We start from the raw sequence: 17,020 nt of genomic DNA, 5'->3' as shown, positions 1-17,020 counted from the left end.
ATGACCGACGTCAGCGAGCGGTACGTCCGCTACGAGGTGGCCGACGGGTTCGCGACCGTCACCCTGGACTCGCCGCACAACCGCAACGCCATTTCCTCGCGGTTGGTCGGCGAGCTCCGGCGGGCGCTGTCGGACGCCGCCGCCGACGACGCGGTCCGGGCGGTGGTGCTCACCCACACGGGGAGCACCTTCTGTGCGGGCGCCGATCTGTCGGAGGCGGCGGCGACGCCGGACGCGGACCCCGCTGAGCTCGCCGCGCAGCGCACCGCGCAGATGACCGACCTGCTGCGGGAGTTCCTCGAGCTGCCGAAGCCGATCGTGGCGCGTATCGACGGGCACGTCCGGGCCGGTGGCATGGGTCTGGTCGGGGCCTGCGACCTCGCGGTCGCAGGCCCGTCGAGCACCTTCGCATTGACCGAGGCGCGTCTCGGGCTGGCCGCCTCGATCATCTCGTTGACCGTGTTGCCGCGCCTGACCTCCCGCGCGGCCGGGCGCTACTTCCTGACCGGGGAGAAGTTCGGCCCCGAGCAGGCCGAGGCGATCGGTCTGATCACCGCGGCGGCATCGGATCCCGCCGCGACGGTCGACGAACTGCTCGCGGCCCTGCGACAGGGTTCGCCGCAGGGGCTGGCCGAGTCGAAGAAGCTCACCACCATGCGGGTGCTCGCCGATTTCGACCGGGACGCGGCGGAGTTGGCCGCGCAGTCGGCACGGCTGTTTGGCTCCGAGGAGGCACGTGAGGGCATGATGGCTTTCTTCGAGAAGCGGCCGCCGCGCTGGGCGTAGTGACGAGCGCAGAGGAGGGAGCGCGATGGAACGCGAACCGAAGCAGGACCGTAGCCGGGCCACCCGACTGAGGCTGCTCGAGGCGACCATCGACTGTCTTGCCACGCAGGGGTGGGGCGCGACGACGGTGTCGGTCGTCGCCGAGCAGGCGGGGGTCTCCCGTGGCGCCGCCCAGCATCACTTCCCGACCCGCGAGGATCTGATCACCGCGGCGCTGGACTTCATGTTCGACGGCAGGATGGCGGAGATCCGCGAGGAGGCCGTCGGGCTCCCGCTCGGACCGGGGCGGACCGAGGCGGTGGTGTCCCGGATGGTCGAGTACTTCACCGGCCCGCTGTTCCGGGCGGCGCTGCAGGTGTGGACCGCTGCCGCGGCGGACGACGCGCTGCGGCAGCGGGTGGTCCCGTTGGAGGCGAAGTTCGGTCGTGTCGCGCACCGCGTCACGGTCGAACTACTCGGGGCCGACGACACGGATCCGGTGGCGCACCGACTCGTGCAGGCGACGCTCGACCTGGCCCGCGGGCTCGGGCTGGCGGATGTGCTGACGGACGACTCGGTTCGGCGCTCGCACATCATTCGACAGTGGTCCGTGACCCTCGAGGCGGTGTTGGGGCAGCCGGCAGTGGGCTGAAACCGAGGCCTCGGACGCGAGAGGGCCCGCACTCGAATGTCGAGTGCGGGCCCTGTCGGGTACTGCGGAGACGATCAGGCCTTGGGGTTGACCAGTCCGTCGACGGAACCGATGAGGGTGCCCGCTCCGCCAGTGAGGTCGCTGATCGCGCCGGTGAAGGTGCTGATGGCGTCGAAAGCGGTGGCGAATTCAGCCGAACCCATGATGTGCTCCTTGTGTAGTCCGTGTCGTGCTCGGTAGGGGTGCAGTAGCTGCACCGCGTTCATTCGTAGTGGCTGGTCCCTAGCAAGTGCAACGAAATGTGGCGAAGATAACGAAAACTATTTTCGATAGCGATCCTGGTCGACGTGAACGTGCCGGGGGCGCGTCTCGTGACATAGACGGTGTGGCACCGATGTGCGCCGCGCCCTCCGATTCGGTCGCATTCTGCGAGGTGTCGCCATGGATCAGTTCGCTTCGAGCCCGCCGGAGGCGGGCATGCTGCGCCCGCGGGGGCGGAGGTCGCTCGAGACCGTCGTGCTCGGCATGTTCCGGATCGTCGTCGGGTTCCTCTTTCTCGTGCACGGCACGACCGACATGTTCGGCTTCCCGGCGAAACCGTGGAACGGGCACCTGGCGGCCTTCGCGAGTTGGCCCTACTGGTGGGCCGGGTTGATCGAACTGGTCGGCGGCTTCCTGGTCATGGTGGGGCTCGGGACCAGGATCGCGGCGCTGATCTGTTCCGGTGCAATGGCGTACGCGTACTTCACTGTTCACCAGCCGCGGGGCGCCCTGCCGATTCTCAACGGTGGGGAGCCGGCTGCGCTGTTCTGTTGGGCGTTCCTGCTCATCGCGGCCGCCGGCCCCGGTGCGTTCGCGGTGGACTCGGTGCTGCGACGTCGAGGCAGGGAAGGTCGAGTGCCGAGGCGCAGTCAGCGCCCTGCCGTCGCGCGCCCACTTTGACCCCGGACCGCGCCGACGGGTATCGTGGATCGCTGTGCCCGGAGCATGCGGGCAAGTTCGAGCATTCGGTAGGCCAGCGAAAGCGGCTGACGCGAGTCGGCGTGCCCTGAAATGGGCGGACTCCGGGTGCCGGACACGCCCGACCTCGGGTACGTGGAGGCGGGACGCAGAGCTCGACTAAAAGACGTTTGTAACAACACGAGGAAAGCCGGTCTATGCCAACCATCAACCAGCTGGTCCGCAAGGGTCGCCGCGACAAGGTCGCGAAGCTCAAGACCGCGGCCCTGAAGGGCAGCCCCCAGCGCCGCGGTGTGTGCACCCGCGTGTACACCACCACCCCCAAGAAGCCGAACTCCGCGCTCCGTAAGGTCGCGCGTGTTCGCCTGACCAGCTCGGTCGAGGTCACGGCCTACATCCCCGGCGAGGGTCACAACCTGCAGGAGCACTCGATGGTGCTCGTCCGCGGCGGTCGTGTGAAGGACCTCCCCGGTGTTCGCTACAAGATCATCCGTGGCTCGCTCGACACCCAGGGTGTCAAGGGTCGCAAGCAGGCCCGCAGCCGTTACGGTGCCAAGAAGGAGAAGAGCTAATGCCTCGTAAGGGCCCCGCTCCCAAGCGTCCGCTGATCGCCGACCCCGTGTACGGGTCGCCGCTGGTCACGCAGTTGGTCAACAAGATCCTGCTGGACGGCAAGAAGTCCACCGCCGAGCGCATCGTCTACGAGGCGCTCGAGCAGGCGCGTGAGAAGACCGGCACCGATCCGGTCGTCACCCTCAAGCGCGCGCTGGACAACGTCAAGCCCGCACTCGAGGTGCGCAGCCGCCGCGTCGGTGGCGCCACCTACCAGGTGCCGGTCGAGGTTCGTCCCGGCCGCTCGACCACCCTGGCCCTGCGCTGGCTGGTCACCTTCTCGCGTGCACGTCGCGAGAAGACCATGGTCGAGCGCCTCGCCAACGAGCTCATGGATGCCAGCAATGGCCTCGGTGCAGCCGTGAAGCGTCGCGAGGACACCCACAAGATGGCCGAAGCCAACAAGGCGTTCGCGCACTACCGCTGGTGATCTGACGCGCGGGCGGCACTCAGCGTGCCGCCCGTGCGTTGTCACTGAAGTGTCGGTTCCTCCCGGGCCGGCTGACAATACAAAAAGACGTGGTCCGAGAAGGACCGACACGAGATACGAGCGGGGACAGTCCTGTGGCACAGGAAGTGCTGACCGACCTGAACAAGGTCCGCAACATCGGCATCATGGCGCACATCGATGCCGGCAAGACCACCACCACCGAGCGCATCCTCTTCTACACCGGTGTGAACTACAAGATCGGTGAGACGCACGACGGCGCCTCGACCACCGACTGGATGGAGCAGGAGAAGGAGCGCGGCATCACGATCACGTCTGCCGCCGTGACCTGCTTCTGGAACAACAACCAGATCAACATCATCGACACCCCGGGCCACGTCGACTTCACCGTCGAGGTCGAGCGCTCGCTGCGCGTGCTCGACGGTGCCGTCGCGGTGTTCGACGGCAAGGAGGGCGTCGAGCCCCAGTCGGAGCAGGTGTGGCGTCAGGCCGCCAAGTACGACGTGCCGCGCATCTGTTTCGTCAACAAGATGGACAAGATGGGCGCGGACTTCTACTTCACCGTGCAGACCATCATCGACCGCCTCGGCGCGAAGCCGCTCGTCCTCCAGCTGCCGATCGGCGCCGAGGACGACTTCGACGGCGTCGTCGACCTGGTCGAGATGAAGGCCATCACCTGGCGCGGCGTGGTGCCGACCGGTGCCGAGCCGACCATCGAGGAGATCCCCGCGGATCTGGCCGACAAGGCCGCCGAGTACCGCGAGAAGCTGCTCGAGACCGTTGCCGAGTCCGACGAAGCTCTCATGGAGAAGTACTTCGGCGGCGAGGAGCTCACGGTCGAGGAGATCAAGGGCGCCATCCGCAAGATGACGGTCAACTCCGAGCTGTACCCGGTGCTCTGTGGCTCCGCGTTCAAGAACAAGGGCGTTCAGCCCATGCTCGACGCGGTCATCGACTACCTGCCGAACCCGCTGGACATCGGTGAGGTCGAGGGCCACGCGCTGAACAACGACGAGGAGATCCTCACTCGCAAGCCGAGCAAAGACGAGCCCTTCTCCGCGCTGGCGTTCAAGATCGCCGCGCACCCGTTCTTCGGCAAGCTGACCTTCGTGCGCGTGTACTCCGGCCGCCTCGATCCCGGTCAGCAGGTGCTGAACGCGACCAAGGGCAAGAAGGAGCGCATCGGAAAGCTCTTCCAGATGCACGCCAACAAGGAGAACCCGGTCGACGAGGCCGTGGCCGGCCACATCTACGCGATGATCGGCCTGAAGGACACGACCACCGGCGACACCCTGTGCGCGCAGGACGCTCCGATCGTCCTCGAGTCCATGAGCTTCCCGGATCCGGTCATCCAGGTCTCGATCGAGCCCAAGACCAAGTCCGACCAGGAGAAGCTGGGCACCGCGATCCAGAAGCTGGCCGAAGAGGACCCGACCTTCTCCGTCGAGCTCGACGAGGAGACCGGCCAGACCGTCATCGGCGGCATGGGCGAGCTCCACCTCGACATCCTCGTCGACCGCATGCGTCGCGAGTTCAAGGTCGAGGCCAACGTCGGCAAGCCGCAGGTCGCGTACCGCGAGACCATCACCAAGACGGTCGACAAGCACGAGTTCACCCACAAGAAGCAGACCGGTGGCTCGGGTCAGTTCGCGAAGGTGATCATCGCGCTGGAGCCGTACATCGGCGAGGAAGGCGAGTCGTACACCTTCGAGAACAAGGTGTCCGGTGGCCGCGTCCCGCGCGAGTACATCCCCTCCGTCGACCACGGCGCGCAGGATGCCATGCAGTACGGCGTCCTCGCCGGCTACCCGCTGGTGAACCTCAAGCTGACGCTGCTCGACGGCGCGTACCACGACGTCGACTCGTCGGAAATGGCCTTCAAGGTTGCCGGTTCGCAGGCCCTGAAGGAAGCCGCCCGCAAGGCCGGTCCGGTCATCCTCGAGCCGCTCATGGCGGTCGAGGTGACCACGCCCGAGGAGTACATGGGCGACGTGATCGGCGACCTCAACTCCCGCCGTGGCCAGATCCAGGCCATGGAGGAACGCAGTGGTGCCCGTGTCGTGAAGGCGCTGGTTCCGCTCTCGGAGATGTTCGGCTACATCGGTGACCTGCGGTCGAAGACCCAGGGTCGAGCGAACTTCTCCATGGTGTTTGATTCCTACGCAGAGGTTCCCGCGAACGTCTCGAAGGAAATCATCGCCAAGGCGACCGGCGAGTAACACCGGCTGGGAGCAAGACCGCTGGCGAGTTTTCACCAGCTGAGCACGACAGAAGTAACAACCAACCGCACTGCTGCATACCGCAAGCAACACAACAGGAGGCCATCAAGTGGCGAAGGCGAAGTTCGAGCGGACGAAGCCGCACGTGAACATCGGGACCATCGGTCACGTTGACCACGGCAAGACGACGCTGACCGCGGCCATCACCAAGGTCCTGCACGACAAGTTCCCGGACCTGAACGAGGCCTCGGCCTTCGATCAGATCGACAAGGCGCCGGAGGAGAAGGCTCGTGGTATCACGATCAACATCTCCCACGTCGAGTACCAGACGGAGAAGCGCCACTACGCGCACGTCGACGCCCCGGGTCACGCCGACTACATCAAGAACATGATCACCGGTGCTGCGCAGATGGACGGCGCGATCCTGGTCGTGGCGGCCACCGACGGCCCGATGCCGCAGACGCGTGAGCACGTGCTGCTCGCCCGCCAGGTCGGCGTGCCCTACATCCTCGTCGCGCTGAACAAGTCCGACATGGTCGACGACGAGGAAATCCTCGAGCTCGTCGAGATGGAGGTCCGCGAGCTGCTGTCCTCGCAGGAGTTCGACGGCGACAACGCCCCCGTCGTGAAGGTCTCGGCGCTCAAGGCGCTCGAGGGTGACCCGAAGTGGGCCGAGAGCGTTCTCGAGCTCATGCAGGCCGTCGACGACTCGATCCCGGACCCGGTCCGTGAGACCGACAAGCCGTTCCTCATGCCCGTCGAGGACGTCTTCACGATCACCGGTCGTGGCACCGTCGTCACCGGCCGCATCGAGCGTGGCGTGATCAACGTCAACGAAGAGGTCGAGATCGTCGGCATCAAGGAGACGGTCACCAAGACCACCGTCACCGGTATCGAGATGTTCCGCAAGCTGCTCGACTCCGGCCAGGCGGGCGACAACGTCGGTCTGCTGGTTCGTGGCATCAAGCGCGAGGACGTCGAGCGTGGCCAGGTCGTGGTCAAGCCCGGCACCACCACCCCGCACACCGAGTTCGAGGGCAACGCCTACATCCTGTCCAAGGACGAGGGCGGCCGCCACACGCCGTTCTTCAACAACTACCGCCCGCAGTTCTACTTCCGTACCACGGACGTTACGGGCGTCGTGACCCTGCCCGAGGGCACCGAGATGGTCATGCCCGGTGACAACACCGAGATGTCCGTCAAGCTGATCCAGCCGGTCGCCATGGACGAGGGCCTGCGGTTCGCCATCCGTGAGGGTGGCCGCACCGTCGGCGCCGGTCGCGTCACCAAGATCAACAAGTGATCCAGCATCACCCGTTGATCTAGCAGTACCAAGCCGAATGGCGCTCACTCCCTCGGGAGTGGGCGCCATTCGGCGTTCGTCGTGTGCCCTCGCTCCCACCGTCGGTGCGGGGCGTCCGGGTCAGGCGGACTGATCCACCGGATCGAGGTGCAGGAGCACCTGGGTGGCGACTGCGGCGCCGGGCAATGCCGCGGCCATCGACTGCGCCAACGCCTCGGCATTGCGAGTGAAGTCCTCGAGGTCGAGTGTCGGCTCGCCGACGACGGTGACCCTCAGTGTGGGGAGCCCGCGATCGTCGACGGCCGTCGCGCGGACCGTTCGGACCCCGTCGAAGGCGGACAGCTCGCTCGCCAGCCCGACCGCCATCGGTCCCAGGTCGACGGACAGGTCGCCGCCGCAGAGGTCGCCGCCGAGCTGAACCGTCGAGGTTCGCCCGCGGCGCAGGTTGAGCAGCAGCAGGGTGACGCCGGCGACGAGGGCGAGCACACACGTCGTGCCCAGCGCGGCGGGCCACCAGGACTGGTCGGGAACCGACGCGATCCGTGCGCGGTCGAGCCTGCTCACGACGTCGCGTGCGGCGTCGAGTCCCAGTCGCCATGTCACCGCCAGCGCGCCGCCGGCGAGCAGCGCACCGCCCACACCGAGCACGACCAGCCGGTCCACCACCGAGGTCCGCCGCTTCACGACTTCACCCGCCCGATTCGAACCCGCAGCTCGCGGGGTGTGGCCAGCATCGCCAGCCCCGGCTGGACCGCGTCACGCACGGTGGCCTCCAGCTCGTGCGGCTGCACCTCGCCGGTGGGGGTGACGTGGACGGTGGCACGTTTGCGGTCGACGGTGGTCTGCACGAACCGGATGCCGACGACGTTGCCGGCGCGGGCGCTGCACATGCGGGCGACGTCGGTGGGCCGCACCCACACCACCGAAGCCTTTCGCTCGCCGACCGGAAGGTGGGTGCGGGTCCGTGGTGTGACGGCGATGTAGATCAGCATGAGCCCGGCCAGCGCGGCGAGCGTGGCCGTCGGCAGCATCCAGGACTGCCAGTGCAGTCCAGCCACCCAGGACACCGAGTTACGCAGCCAGGCTGCGGGCGCGATGACTTCCTTCGCGATCAGGAACTCTCGGCCGGTGAGCCCGGCGACGACCAGCAACCCGACCGCCACGATCACCGTGACGAGCGCCGCCGCGGGGCGGGCCAGCGGTGCCCGCGGGGGTACCAGCGGGCGGTCAGGGGTCTCCGCCACCAACTGCCGGGTGTCCACGTCGGCGGGGGTGTCGGCGTCGCTGGGCACCGCCGCCGCGACCACCACGTGCAGGGTGTCCATCGGCAGCCCGGTGAGGGTTTCGATGCGCTCGCCGACCTCGTGGTGCACCTCCCGCGAGAGCACCGCGATCGGACACGGCCACGAGACCGCGATGTACAGCGCGACGGCCACCGACTCTGGGCCCATCGCCACCTCGGCCCTCGGCAGGTCTCGACCGGGCAGCTTGAACAGTCCGCCGCTCTGCCGGACCACGCCGGGCACACCCAGGGCCGCGGCGACCGCGATCCGCGAAACCGCCCGTTCCTTGACGATCAGCTGGCCGCGGGCGCCGCGCTCACGGTCGAGCGCGCTCTCCTCGTCGCTGACCGTCGGGCCTGCCGTGGCGAGGCCTGCGACCTGCTCGTCAGCCACGGCCGCGGCCGCGCAGCAGGGCGCCCAGGTCGACGTGCCCGTCGCGGTGCGCGCCGATCGCCATCCCCAGCCCGCCGAGCAGCACCGCGAATACGAAGCCGCCGAAGCCGCCGAGAATGCCTGCCAACGCCAGCAGCAGGCCGGCGATCAGACCGATGACCGTGCTGTTCATTGCGCTGTCCTCTCCAACTGAACGTCCTCGACCGTCACGTTCACCGGGACCGCCACCGCCGGGGTGACCGCCCGACGGACCGCCTCCGCGACATCCACGACATTGGCCGGGTAGGTGACGGTGATGTGCACGGCGCAGGACTCCTCGGTCAGGGCGACCCCCAGCAGTCTGCGGCCGGGCAGATAGGTGGCGACCTCACCGAACATGCCGCCGTGCAGGTCCGCGACGCCGGGTACCGCCAGCACCAGCGCAGCGATCCGGTCCGCGGCCTCCGTATCCTGCTGCGATCCGTCGGTCACTGGACTCGCGGCCTCGTGTCGGGTTCGCCCGCGGGCGCGGTCTCGTCGAACAGCACGACGTCGTAGACGGTGATGTTGACCTCGGTGACCTCGAGTCCGGTCATCCGCTCGACGGCCGCGATCACGTTCCGGCGGATACCGGCAGCCAACTCGTGCAGCGCGACGCCGTACTCGGCGACGATGCCGATGTCGATCGCGGCCTGCTTGGCGCCGACCTCCACGGCCACACCCTGGCCGTGGTTGACACGGGCACCAGGGATCCGGTCCCGCAGCGCTCCGACCACCCGTGCGGTCCCACCACCGACATCGAAGACGCCGCTGATCTCGCGTGTCGCGATACCGGCGATCTTCGCGACCACCGCGTCCGCGATGATGGTGCGACCCTGGGAACTCACCAGCTCGGTCGAGGAGGCGGCCCCGAACTGCACGGGGCTGTATCGCTCTTGCGGTGCCGGGGACGTCGGCTGTGCTGGGACTTCGGTCCGGTGCGGTTCGGTGGTCACACCGTCAACTTTAGTGAGTCCGGACGCCCCGCGACGCCTGTGAGCCGAATCACCTACCGTGGAGCGGACTCGCACACCACAGACAAGGATTTCGGACATGGGGGAAGCACAGGCCGCCGACGAGCGCGCGGCGGCCGAAGCGACGACCGAGCAGGTCGACGGTGGTGGTCGCCGCTCGAGCCTCGTGCTGCCCGCGGCACTGGGAGCGGCGGCGGTGCTGCTGGCCGGCGTCTGTGGTGTCCTGCTCTGGCACCACCACTTGGTGGACGCTGCGCAGTCGGTGCGGGAGAGCTTCCTGCAGGCGGCACGGGACGGTGCCACGAACATGACGACCATCTCCCACGAGCATCCCGAACAGGACGTGCGGCGGGTGCTGGACGGAGCGACGGGGCAATTCCGCGACGACTTCGAGCAGAGCGCCGAGTCGTACGTCTCGGTGGTCAAGCAGGCGCAGGTCAGTGCGGTTGCGGAGCGGGTCGACGCCGGCATCGAGTCGCAGGACGGCGACACCGCGACGGTCCTGGTGCAGGTGACGTCCAAGGTGACCAACAGGTCGGGGCCCGAGCCCCAGCCGCGAGTCTCCCGGTTGCGGGTGACCGTCGACCGGGCTGACGGCGGCTACAAGGTGTCGAAGATGGAGTTCGTGGCGTGAACGGTCGGACGAAACTGACGGTCGCGCTGGCGGTGCTCGCCGTGGCATTGGCGGCGCTCGCGACCACGCTGTACCTGACCCGGTACCGGGCCGACACGGCGGTCGACGACGCCGTGCGTGCCGAGGTGGGACAGGTCGCGGGGGACGGCGCGGCGGCGCTGCTTACCTACACCCCGGAGACCGTCGCCGCCGACATGTACGCGGCGCAGCAGCGCCTGACAGGCGGATTCAAGGACTACTACGGCCGGCTCACCGACGCGGTGATCGTGCCCGCCGCCCGCGACAAGCAGATCACCACGCACGCGACCGTCACCGGCACGGGCGTGTCCTCCGTCGACGAGGACAGCGCGGTCGTGCTGGTCTTCCTGAAGCAGGACACTGCATCCGCCGCGCAGCCCGCGCCGGTCGGAGCGACCACCACGGCGAGGGTCGAACTCCAGCGGATCGACGGCGACTGGTTGATCTCGGGATTCGACGCGACCTAGCTGGGAGTCCCGCGGCCGGGTCGGGCGGATCGGCGACCGCGAACCCGCCTCGGGTGGCGTCCGCGGCGGCCAAGGCCTTTCTAGAACATGTGTCAGTTTGGTATGACTTGTGCACGACGGTTCGCGGTCGCGGGCGTATCGGTAAGAGGGGTTGAGCAGATGAGTGTCGGTCGAATTGTGATCGTCGGGGCCGGGCTGGCCGGGCTACGGACCGCCGAGGAGCTGAGGCGGGCCGGGTACCCCGGTGAGGTGGTGCTGCTCGGGGAGGAGTCGCACCCGCCGTACGACCGGCCCCCGCTGTCGAAGGAGGTCGTCCGCGGCGAGGTCGACGACGTCACCCTCAAGCCCGCCGAGTTCTTCACCGAGCAGCAGATCGAGCTGCGGCTCGGGACGCGGGCGGTCGGGCTCGACACCGCCGCTCGCACCGTTGTCCTGGCCGACGGGTCCAGCCTCGGCTACGACGACCTGGTGATCGCGACCGGGCTGACCCCGCGCCGCATCCCCGGACTGGCAGACCTCGAGGGCGTGCACGTGTTGCGGACCCTCGAGGACTCGCGGGGTCTGCGTGCGGAGCTGACCGAGGGGCGGACGGCTCTCGTCGTCGGCGCCGGCTTCATCGGCTGCGAACTCGCCGCCAGCATGCGCAAGTCGGGACTCGAGGTGATCCTGGTCGAGCCGCAGCCGACCCCGCTGGCGTCGGTGCTGGGGGAGCAGGTCGGGGCGCTGGTGGCCCGGCTGCACAAGGACGAGGGCGTCGACGTGCGCACCGGTACCGGGCTGTCGGAGCTGGTCGGCGACCAGCGCGTCACCGGCGCGGTCCTCGGCGACGGCAGCGAGGTCCGTGCCGACCTGGTGGTGGTCGGCATCGGCTCGCACCCGGTCACCGGCTGGCTCGCCGATTCCGGCATCGAGCTGGCCGCACCGGCGGACGGCGGCGGCGTGCTCGCCGACGAGTCCGGTCGAACGAGTGATCCGCACGTCTGGGCTGCGGGCGACGTCGCCGCGTGGCGCCATCCCGAGGGTGAGCAGCGACGCGTCGAACACTGGAGTAACGCGGGCGAGCAGGCGCAGGCGCTGGCGCACGCGTTGGTCGGTGGGGACCGGCCGGTCGTGCCCGCTCAGGTGCCGTACTTCTGGAGTGATCAGTACGACGTGAAGATCCAGGCGCTGGGCGAGCCCTCCGCTACCGACACGGTGCACGTCGTCCGTGACGACGGCCGCAAGTTCGTCGCCTACTACGAACGCGACGGCCGACTCGTCGCGGTGGTCGGCGGCGGGCTGGCCGGCGCGGTGATGAAGATGCGCGCGAAGATCGCAGGTCGAGTCCCGATCGGAGAGGTGCTGACCGCCGCGGGCGTCTAACGTGGATTCATGGTCCACGGCTGCCGTGCCCTGCCGGAGCTGAGCGAGCTCACCGCGGCGCACTGGACGTCCGGAGCGTCCGGCCGGCTGTCCGTGCAGCGCTGTGCCACGTGCCTGCGTTGGTCGTTCCCGCCTGCCCCGTGCTGCCGGCACTGCTGGGGCACGGACCTGCGCTTCGAACCGGTCAGCGGCAAGGGGAGGCTGGTCAGCTGGACCGGGGTGGCGGAGGCGGTCGGCCTCGCCCCGCCGGCGCCCTACCTGGTTGTGGTCGTCGACCTCGAGGAGGGGGCGCGACTGCTGCTGAACCTGGTCGGTTCGGCCGCCGACGAGTTGCGGGTGGACGTGCCGGTCCGGCTCCGCTTCCAGCAGATCGACGCCGACGTGTGGCTGCCGCTCGCCGAACTCGAGGAACTCGAACAACCCGAGGACGAACTCGAGGCCGTGTCGTGAACACCGTCACGGTCACCGGCGTGGGGCGGGCATCCGCGCAGGCCCACGGTCCGGTCGCCGCTGCGGCGACGGCTCTGCACGCCGCGGTGGCCGATGCCGGGGCTTCCGGTTCGGCCGTCGACGGACTCGTCACCTGCGGGGTGCCTGCCGCCGACGTCGCCGATACTCTCGGGCTCGAATTGACTTGGCGGAGCGAGGAATCGGATCGATTCGGAGTGGGCGCCGCGCTGTCGCAAGCCGTGGTGGCGGTCGAGTCGGGCCGGGTGCGGAACGTGATCTGTGTCGAGGCGGCCGAGCCGGCATCCGATGCGCGACGCCCACGTGAGATGTTCGGACCGGCTCCGCGCGTCGGCGGGTGGCGGCGTTGGCACGCACCGTACGGGGCGGACTCGCCGCTCGTGGCGACCGCACTCGCTGCTCGGGCGTACATCGAGCGATTCGGTCTGACGCGGAGCGAGCTGGCGCAGGTGGCGTTGCTCGCCAGCCGCAACGGTGGACGCGGAACCCCGCTCGGACTGCGCGAGTACCTCGTGGCCTCGATGCTCGCCGATCCGTTGTGCGTCCACGATCGCGCCGTCGCGGTGGGCGGCGCCGCCGCTGTGGTGCTCGGCCACGCGGACGACATGGTCGAGCCGCGGCCGGTGCGCGTCGGTGCGGTCGGGTCGGCGTACGCGAGCAGCCCGCTCGCCGAGCAGGTGCCGGAGCCGTCGGCGAGCGCGGTACACCGAGCGGGTGCCGCGCTGTGGGCCGGCACCGACCTGCGCCCCGACGACGTCGATCTGGCCCTGCTCGGCGACGAGTTCAGCATTCTGGTGTTGCTGTGGCTCGAGGCGCTCGGCTTCTGCGAGGTCGGCACGGCAGGGGGTTTCGTCGCAGGTGGCGTCCGGATCGCACGGGAGGGGGCGCTGCCGGTCAACCCGGGTGGTGGCCTCCTCGGGCGGGGGCATCGAGTGGGACTGGACCTGGTTGTCGAGGCCGTCGAGCAGCTGCGCGGGGTGGCAGGCGCGGCCCAGATCGCGGATGGGCCCGAGGTCGCGGTGGTGGGTCTGGGTGCCCCCACGGTGGCCGGCTGCGTGCTGCTGCTCCGCTGAGTTCGACCCACTTTCGGTCGATCGCTCGACCGACGATAGTCTCGATCGTCGAGATGATCGGTGATCGAGGGGAGCGTTGGTGGACTCGGACTCCGCGTTGGCGCTGGTGCGCAGGTTGCGACGACTGGCCTCGGATCTCGACCAGTTCGGCGCCGCGTTCGCCGAGCGGAACGGGCTGCACGTGACCGACCTGCGCGCACTGATCGCGCTGCTCGACGCGGACCGAGCCGCGGTCGCGGCGACCCCGGGCTGGCTCGGTGCGCAGCTGGGGCTGGGGTCCGCGGCGACGACCGCGCTGATCGATCGGCTGGAGCGGGCGGGTCACCTGACCCGTGCGGCGGACCCGGCGGATCGACGCCGGGTGCTGCTGCGGGTCCAGGAGCAGGCCCGCTACCTGGGCTGGTCGTACTTCGGCCCGCTGGTGGGCCGGCTGGTCGCCCCGATCCGCGGATTCGACGCGGACGAACTGGCGACGGTCGAACGGTTCCTGTCGGTGATGAACGAGGCCGTCCGGGACGGCGGCCGAGGCGCGGACGCCGACCGGGCTGGGCAGGAGCGGAGCCTGCGGAGCGACCGGGCTGGGCAGGAGCGGAGCCTGCGGAGCGACCGGGCTGGGCAGGAGCGGAGCCTGCGGAGCGACCGAGATAAGTTGGTGCGGTGACTGTCGCGCTCATCGATTCCGGCCTGGGACTGCTGCCCACCTCGGCCTGGTTGCGTCGACTGCGTCCGGATCTGGACCTGTTGCTGTGCCTCGATCCGGAGGGTGCGCCGTGGGGTCCGAAGCCTGCGCCGTGGGTGATCGACCGGGTGGTCGGTGCGGCCGAGCGTGCGGTCGATCTCGGAGCCGAGGTGGTCGTGCTGCCCTGCAACACCGCGAGCGTGACCGCCCTCGATCACGTGCGGGCCAGGCTCGGTGACGGTGTTCCGGTGGTCGGGACCGTGCCGGCGATCAAGCCGGCGGCCGCGGTGTCTCGGTCGGTCGCGATCTGGGCGACAGCCGCGACCACCGCGAGCGCGTACCAGGCGAACCTGATCGACCGGTTCGCGAACGGCGCCGACGTGGTGGGTGTTGCCTGTCACGGGCTGGCCGACGCGATCGACCTCGGTGACCGGGATCTGGTGGCACGTGCGGTTGCGGATGCGGCCGCCCGTACACCCGCAGATTGCGACGCGGTGGTGCTGGGGTGCACTCACTATCCGCTCGTCACGGACGAGATCGCCGCGAGTCTGCCCACCGGTGTGACCCTGTTCGACAGTGCGGAAGCCGTTGCGGCGCAGACGTTGCGACGCATCGACGGACTCGGTGACCACCGAGTCGGTGGCGGCACGGTTTCGGTGCTGCTCAGCGGGCGTCCCGGACCGTTGCCGGCGAGCGCGGCCGCATACGAGGACGGCCGTGCCCTCGTCGCGAACGTCTGTTAGGCGCCGGCGGCGCTGAGCTGCGCCAGTCCCGCCGCCACCAGTCGCGCCACACCGCGCAGGTCATCGGCCCGCTCGCGCGCGAGTTCGTCGAGGTCCCGCAGGCGGTCGGTGCTGGCCGCGGAGAACATCGCCGCGACCCAGGCGGTGGCGCAGGAATCGAGGACGCGGGCCGGTGCGGTCAGCGGCGAACTCGCGCGCAGCACCTCGACGGTCGCGTCGTGCAGGTACGCCCGCAGGCGTCGGAGGTGTTCGCGCACGGCGGGGTGGGTCTCGGCCTCACGCCAGATGATCACCCGCATGACGGAGGAGTGGTGATCGCGCAGGTTCAGGGCCGCGTCCAGGTTCACCAGGGCCGACTCGGGTTCGCCGGTGACGACGAGGTCGCCGACGTCTGCGAGCGGTTCGGCGGGCAGTCGCTCGGCGATCAGGGTGGTGAGTATCGATTCCTTGGTGGGGAAGTAGTAGAAGACCAGTCCCTTGGGGACACCGGCCTTCGCCGCGATGGCGGCGGTCGGGGTGGCGTCGAATCCTCGTGCGGCGATGAGCTGCTCGGCGGCGTCGAGGATGAGTTTCCTCGCGTCACCGTCCACGCTGGCCGTCCGCCGCTGGCGCGGACGCGGCATGAGTACTCCTTCGGCCGGGTCGATCGAGGGCGACCCGGCTCGGTTGTCGTGGATGGTCGATGGTGTGTGTCAGTGATGCGCCGCCAGTCCGCCGCCGTGCCCGATGTGCATCGGCGACCCCTCGGGGAGTGCCGCCATCGCTGTCAGCACGGTGAGTACGCCGCCGACCCAGGAGGTCCACGAGGCGCCCATCATGCTCGAGTAGCCGGTGACCCACGGCGCGATGAACATCAGTACGCCGAGCACGCCCATTGCCCACACGACCATCTCGGTAGCGGGAGACATCATGTTGGCCAGGCCCGCGACGGCAACCAGCACGCCGAGCACGATCATCGACCAACGTGCGGCGCTGTTGGTGCTGACCCAGATCGGCGACAGCGCCACGACCACACCGATCACGACGGCGGCCCAGTCCTGCCACCGTGCCCATGCTGCCTTCATTTCCTGCCTCCTTGCACAGAGAACTGATACCTCCGGTATAGACCTGATTGACCGCCCGGTCAATGGTGCGGAGCGGGCCACCGGGCGGCGCCCGCCAGGTCGTGGCAGGGTCGGGTCATGAACGTGACGGACGAGGTCATCCGGGCGCTGGACGGGGTGTCGAACGCGCAGGATGCCGCGCACCTACAGCGATTCTTCAAGACGGGTCCGGGGGAGTACGGCGAGGGCGACGTCTTCATCGGGGTGCGCGTGCCGGCGATCCGGAAGGTGGCGGCGGAGTTCGCCGAGCTGGGCCTCGCGGAGGTCGACGTGCTGCTCGACAGCCCGGTGCACGAGCACCGGATGGCGGCACTTGTCATCACGGCCCGACGCTTCGAGCGGGCCGGCGCGGCGCGCACCCGCGACGACGCCGAGCGGGAGCGCATCGCGGACTTCTACCTCGCCGCGGTGCTCCGTGGCCGGGTGAACAACTGGGATCTCGTCGACACGTCCGCGGAGCGGATCCTCGGCGGGTGGCTCTACGACCGACGTCGTGACCTCGTGTTCGAACTAGGCGCCGACGACGACCTGTGGCGCCGGCGGGTGGCCCTGCTGACGACCTTCGGGTTCATCCGGCGGGGCGACGCGAGCACGACACTCGAACTCGCTCCCGAGTTGCTCGACGACCGCCGCGACCTCACGCAGAAGGCGGTGGGCTGGATGCTGCGGGAGGTCGGCAAGCGGGTGGACCGGCGGTTGCTGCTCGACTTTCTCGACGAGCACGCCGCGCGGATGGGTGCCACGACACTCGGCTATGCCACCGAGCACCTGGACCCGGACGCCCGTGCCGAGTATCGGCGGCTACGCCGCAGTGGTGCGGTTGCGGAGGGCAGACCCTCCGCACTG

At 69.2% G+C, this 17,020-nt stretch carries 23 protein-coding genes; 15 read left to right on the top strand and 8 right to left on the bottom strand.

Annotated features, from left to right (window positions below; genetic code table 11):
- Window positions 1-786: an enoyl-CoA hydratase family protein gene (locus tag ACFVH2_RS08645; protein ID WP_378421544.1), complete on the top strand. Its 786-nt coding sequence runs from the start codon at window positions 1-3 to the stop codon at window positions 784-786.
- 25 nt (window positions 787-811) lie between these two features.
- Window positions 812-1,417 (top strand): TetR/AcrR family transcriptional regulator, encoded by a 606-nt coding sequence (locus ACFVH2_RS08640; protein ID WP_378421542.1) that lies wholly within the window; start codon window positions 812-814, stop codon window positions 1,415-1,417.
- 74 nt (window positions 1,418-1,491) lie between these two features.
- On the opposite strand, the gene ACFVH2_RS08635 is transcribed toward ACFVH2_RS08640, so the two are convergent.
- Window positions 1,492-1,620, bottom strand: coding sequence for a hypothetical protein (locus ACFVH2_RS08635; protein ID WP_378421540.1), 129 nt, complete (start codon window positions 1,618-1,620; stop codon window positions 1,492-1,494).
- Between the two features lie 238 nt (window positions 1,621-1,858).
- On the opposite strand from ACFVH2_RS08635, the gene ACFVH2_RS08630 reads away from it, so the two are divergent.
- The 5 genes from ACFVH2_RS08630 to tuf all read left to right on the top strand — a co-directional run bounded on the left by ACFVH2_RS08630 (window position 1,859) and on the right by tuf (window position 6,959).
- Window positions 1,859-2,359 (top strand): DoxX family protein, encoded by a 501-nt coding sequence (locus tag ACFVH2_RS08630; RefSeq protein WP_378421538.1) that lies wholly within the window; start codon window positions 1,859-1,861, stop codon window positions 2,357-2,359.
- Window positions 2,360-2,574: 215 nt separating this feature from the next.
- Window positions 2,575-2,949: a 30S ribosomal protein S12 gene (rpsL, locus tag ACFVH2_RS08625; protein ID WP_027500620.1), complete on the top strand. Its 375-nt coding sequence runs from the start codon at window positions 2,575-2,577 to the stop codon at window positions 2,947-2,949.
- Entirely contained in the window at window positions 2,949-3,419 is a 471-nt protein-coding gene (rpsG, locus tag ACFVH2_RS08620) for a 30S ribosomal protein S7 (RefSeq protein ID WP_114718789.1), read from the top strand. Before rpsL ends, rpsG begins: the two co-directional genes overlap by 1 nt.
- Window positions 3,420-3,553: 134 nt before the next feature.
- On the top strand, window positions 3,554-5,656 hold the full coding sequence (fusA, locus tag ACFVH2_RS08615) for an elongation factor G (protein WP_378421536.1): 2,103 nt from the start codon (window positions 3,554-3,556) through the stop codon (window positions 5,654-5,656).
- 109 nt (window positions 5,657-5,765) lie between these two features.
- Window positions 5,766-6,959, top strand: coding sequence for an elongation factor Tu (tuf, locus tag ACFVH2_RS08610; RefSeq protein ID WP_378421534.1), 1,194 nt, complete (start codon window positions 5,766-5,768; stop codon window positions 6,957-6,959).
- Window positions 6,960-7,079: 120 nt separating this feature from the next.
- On the opposite strand, the gene ACFVH2_RS08605 is transcribed toward tuf, so the two are convergent.
- Genes ACFVH2_RS08605 through ACFVH2_RS08585 form a run of 5 tightly spaced genes read right to left on the bottom strand, consistent with a single transcriptional unit; the run spans window position 7,080 to window position 9,534 of the window.
- Window positions 7,080-7,643, bottom strand: coding sequence for a hypothetical protein (locus ACFVH2_RS08605; protein ID WP_378421532.1), 564 nt, complete (start codon window positions 7,641-7,643; stop codon window positions 7,080-7,082).
- A complete protein-coding gene (locus ACFVH2_RS08600) occupies window positions 7,640-8,635 on the bottom strand; it encodes a DUF6286 domain-containing protein (RefSeq protein WP_378421530.1) in 996 nt (331 codons plus the stop codon). Before ACFVH2_RS08600 ends, ACFVH2_RS08605 begins: the two co-directional genes overlap by 4 nt.
- On the bottom strand, window positions 8,628-8,807 hold the full coding sequence (locus ACFVH2_RS08595; RefSeq protein WP_378421528.1) for a DUF2273 domain-containing protein: 180 nt from the start codon (window positions 8,805-8,807) through the stop codon (window positions 8,628-8,630). Before ACFVH2_RS08595 ends, ACFVH2_RS08600 begins: the two co-directional genes overlap by 8 nt.
- Window positions 8,804-9,106 (bottom strand): hypothetical protein, encoded by a 303-nt coding sequence (locus ACFVH2_RS08590; RefSeq protein WP_378421526.1) that lies wholly within the window; start codon window positions 9,104-9,106, stop codon window positions 8,804-8,806. Before ACFVH2_RS08590 ends, ACFVH2_RS08595 begins: the two co-directional genes overlap by 4 nt.
- A complete protein-coding gene (locus ACFVH2_RS08585; RefSeq protein WP_378422167.1) occupies window positions 9,103-9,534 on the bottom strand; it encodes an Asp23/Gls24 family envelope stress response protein in 432 nt (143 codons plus the stop codon). Before ACFVH2_RS08585 ends, ACFVH2_RS08590 begins: the two co-directional genes overlap by 4 nt.
- 172 nt (window positions 9,535-9,706) lie before the next feature.
- On the opposite strand from ACFVH2_RS08585, the gene ACFVH2_RS08580 reads away from it, so the two are divergent.
- From ACFVH2_RS08580 to ACFVH2_RS08550, 7 genes are all read left to right on the top strand, one after another.
- Window positions 9,707-10,261, top strand: a complete 555-nt coding sequence (locus ACFVH2_RS08580; RefSeq protein WP_378421524.1) for a hypothetical protein — start codon at window positions 9,707-9,709, stop codon at window positions 10,259-10,261.
- Complete coding sequence (locus tag ACFVH2_RS08575) at window positions 10,258-10,746, top strand: twin-arginine translocation pathway signal (protein ID WP_378421522.1); 489 nt, start codon at window positions 10,258-10,260, stop codon at window positions 10,744-10,746. The genes ACFVH2_RS08580 and ACFVH2_RS08575 overlap by 4 nt, the downstream gene beginning before the upstream one ends.
- A gap of 159 nt (window positions 10,747-10,905) precedes the next feature.
- Window positions 10,906-12,108, top strand: a complete 1,203-nt coding sequence (locus tag ACFVH2_RS08570) for an NAD(P)/FAD-dependent oxidoreductase (RefSeq protein WP_378421520.1) — start codon at window positions 10,906-10,908, stop codon at window positions 12,106-12,108.
- A gap of 9 nt (window positions 12,109-12,117) precedes the next feature.
- Entirely contained in the window at window positions 12,118-12,558 is a 441-nt protein-coding gene (locus ACFVH2_RS08565; RefSeq protein ID WP_378421519.1) for a Zn-ribbon domain-containing OB-fold protein, read from the top strand.
- Complete coding sequence (locus ACFVH2_RS08560; protein ID WP_378421517.1) at window positions 12,555-13,649, top strand: thiolase family protein; 1,095 nt, start codon at window positions 12,555-12,557, stop codon at window positions 13,647-13,649. Before ACFVH2_RS08565 ends, ACFVH2_RS08560 begins: the two co-directional genes overlap by 4 nt.
- 79 nt (window positions 13,650-13,728) lie before the next feature.
- A complete protein-coding gene (locus ACFVH2_RS08555) occupies window positions 13,729-14,310 on the top strand; it encodes a MarR family winged helix-turn-helix transcriptional regulator (protein ID WP_378421514.1) in 582 nt (193 codons plus the stop codon).
- The gene (locus tag ACFVH2_RS08550) at window positions 14,307-15,071 is read left to right on the top strand and encodes a glutamate racemase (RefSeq protein ID WP_378421512.1); all 765 of its coding nucleotides are present in this window, start codon (window positions 14,307-14,309) and stop codon (window positions 15,069-15,071) included. The genes ACFVH2_RS08555 and ACFVH2_RS08550 overlap by 4 nt, the downstream gene beginning before the upstream one ends.
- Here ACFVH2_RS08550 and ACFVH2_RS08545 read toward each other — a convergent pair.
- Window positions 15,068-15,694, bottom strand: a complete 627-nt coding sequence (locus ACFVH2_RS08545; RefSeq protein ID WP_378421510.1) for a TetR/AcrR family transcriptional regulator — start codon at window positions 15,692-15,694, stop codon at window positions 15,068-15,070. The genes ACFVH2_RS08550 and ACFVH2_RS08545 overlap by 4 nt on opposite strands.
- 69 nt (window positions 15,695-15,763) lie before the next feature.
- Window positions 15,764-16,135 (bottom strand): SPW repeat protein, encoded by a 372-nt coding sequence (locus tag ACFVH2_RS08540; protein ID WP_378421508.1) that lies wholly within the window; start codon window positions 16,133-16,135, stop codon window positions 15,764-15,766.
- Between the two features lie 117 nt (window positions 16,136-16,252).
- Here ACFVH2_RS08540 and ACFVH2_RS08535 point away from each other — a divergent pair.
- Window positions 16,253-17,020, top strand: a 768-nt coding sequence (locus ACFVH2_RS08535) for a DNA alkylation repair protein (RefSeq protein WP_378475698.1), incomplete at its 3' end; no start/stop codon positions are given.

It is taken from the genome of Rhodococcus sp. NPDC127527 (genome assembly GCF_042672245.1).
Classification (GTDB): domain Bacteria; phylum Actinomycetota; class Actinomycetes; order Mycobacteriales; family Mycobacteriaceae; genus Rhodococcus_G.
Note: the sequence above shows the minus strand (reverse complement) of the source record. Positions and strands in the feature narration are given on the sequence as shown.

Bases quoted from the DNA above. Each gene is read 5' to 3' on its own strand.
- ACFVH2_RS08545 (WP_378421510.1), bottom strand. From the start codon at position 15,694: ATGCCGCGTCCGCGCCAGCGGCGGACGGCCAGCGTGGACGGTGACGCG.
- ACFVH2_RS08570 (WP_378421520.1), top strand. From the start codon at position 10,906: ATGAGTGTCGGTCGAATTGTGATCGTCGGGGCCGGGCTGGCCGGGCTA.
- ACFVH2_RS08580 (WP_378421524.1), top strand. From the start codon at position 9,707: ATGGGGGAAGCACAGGCCGCCGACGAGCGCGCGGCGGCCGAAGCGACG.
- ACFVH2_RS08640 (WP_378421542.1), top strand. From the start codon at position 812: ATGGAACGCGAACCGAAGCAGGACCGTAGCCGGGCCACCCGACTGAGG.
- ACFVH2_RS08565 (WP_378421519.1), top strand. From the start codon at position 12,118: ATGGTCCACGGCTGCCGTGCCCTGCCGGAGCTGAGCGAGCTCACCGCG.
- rpsL (WP_027500620.1), top strand. From the start codon at position 2,575: ATGCCAACCATCAACCAGCTGGTCCGCAAGGGTCGCCGCGACAAGGTC.
- ACFVH2_RS08540 (WP_378421508.1), bottom strand. From the start codon at position 16,135: ATGAAGGCAGCATGGGCACGGTGGCAGGACTGGGCCGCCGTCGTGATC.
- ACFVH2_RS08635 (WP_378421540.1), bottom strand. From the start codon at position 1,620: ATGGGTTCGGCTGAATTCGCCACCGCTTTCGACGCCATCAGCACCTTC.
- rpsG (WP_114718789.1), top strand. From the start codon at position 2,949: ATGCCTCGTAAGGGCCCCGCTCCCAAGCGTCCGCTGATCGCCGACCCC.
- ACFVH2_RS08630 (WP_378421538.1), top strand. From the start codon at position 1,859: ATGGATCAGTTCGCTTCGAGCCCGCCGGAGGCGGGCATGCTGCGCCCG.
- ACFVH2_RS08595 (WP_378421528.1), bottom strand. From the start codon at position 8,807: ATGAACAGCACGGTCATCGGTCTGATCGCCGGCCTGCTGCTGGCGTTG.
- ACFVH2_RS08645 (WP_378421544.1), top strand. From the start codon at position 1: ATGACCGACGTCAGCGAGCGGTACGTCCGCTACGAGGTGGCCGACGGG.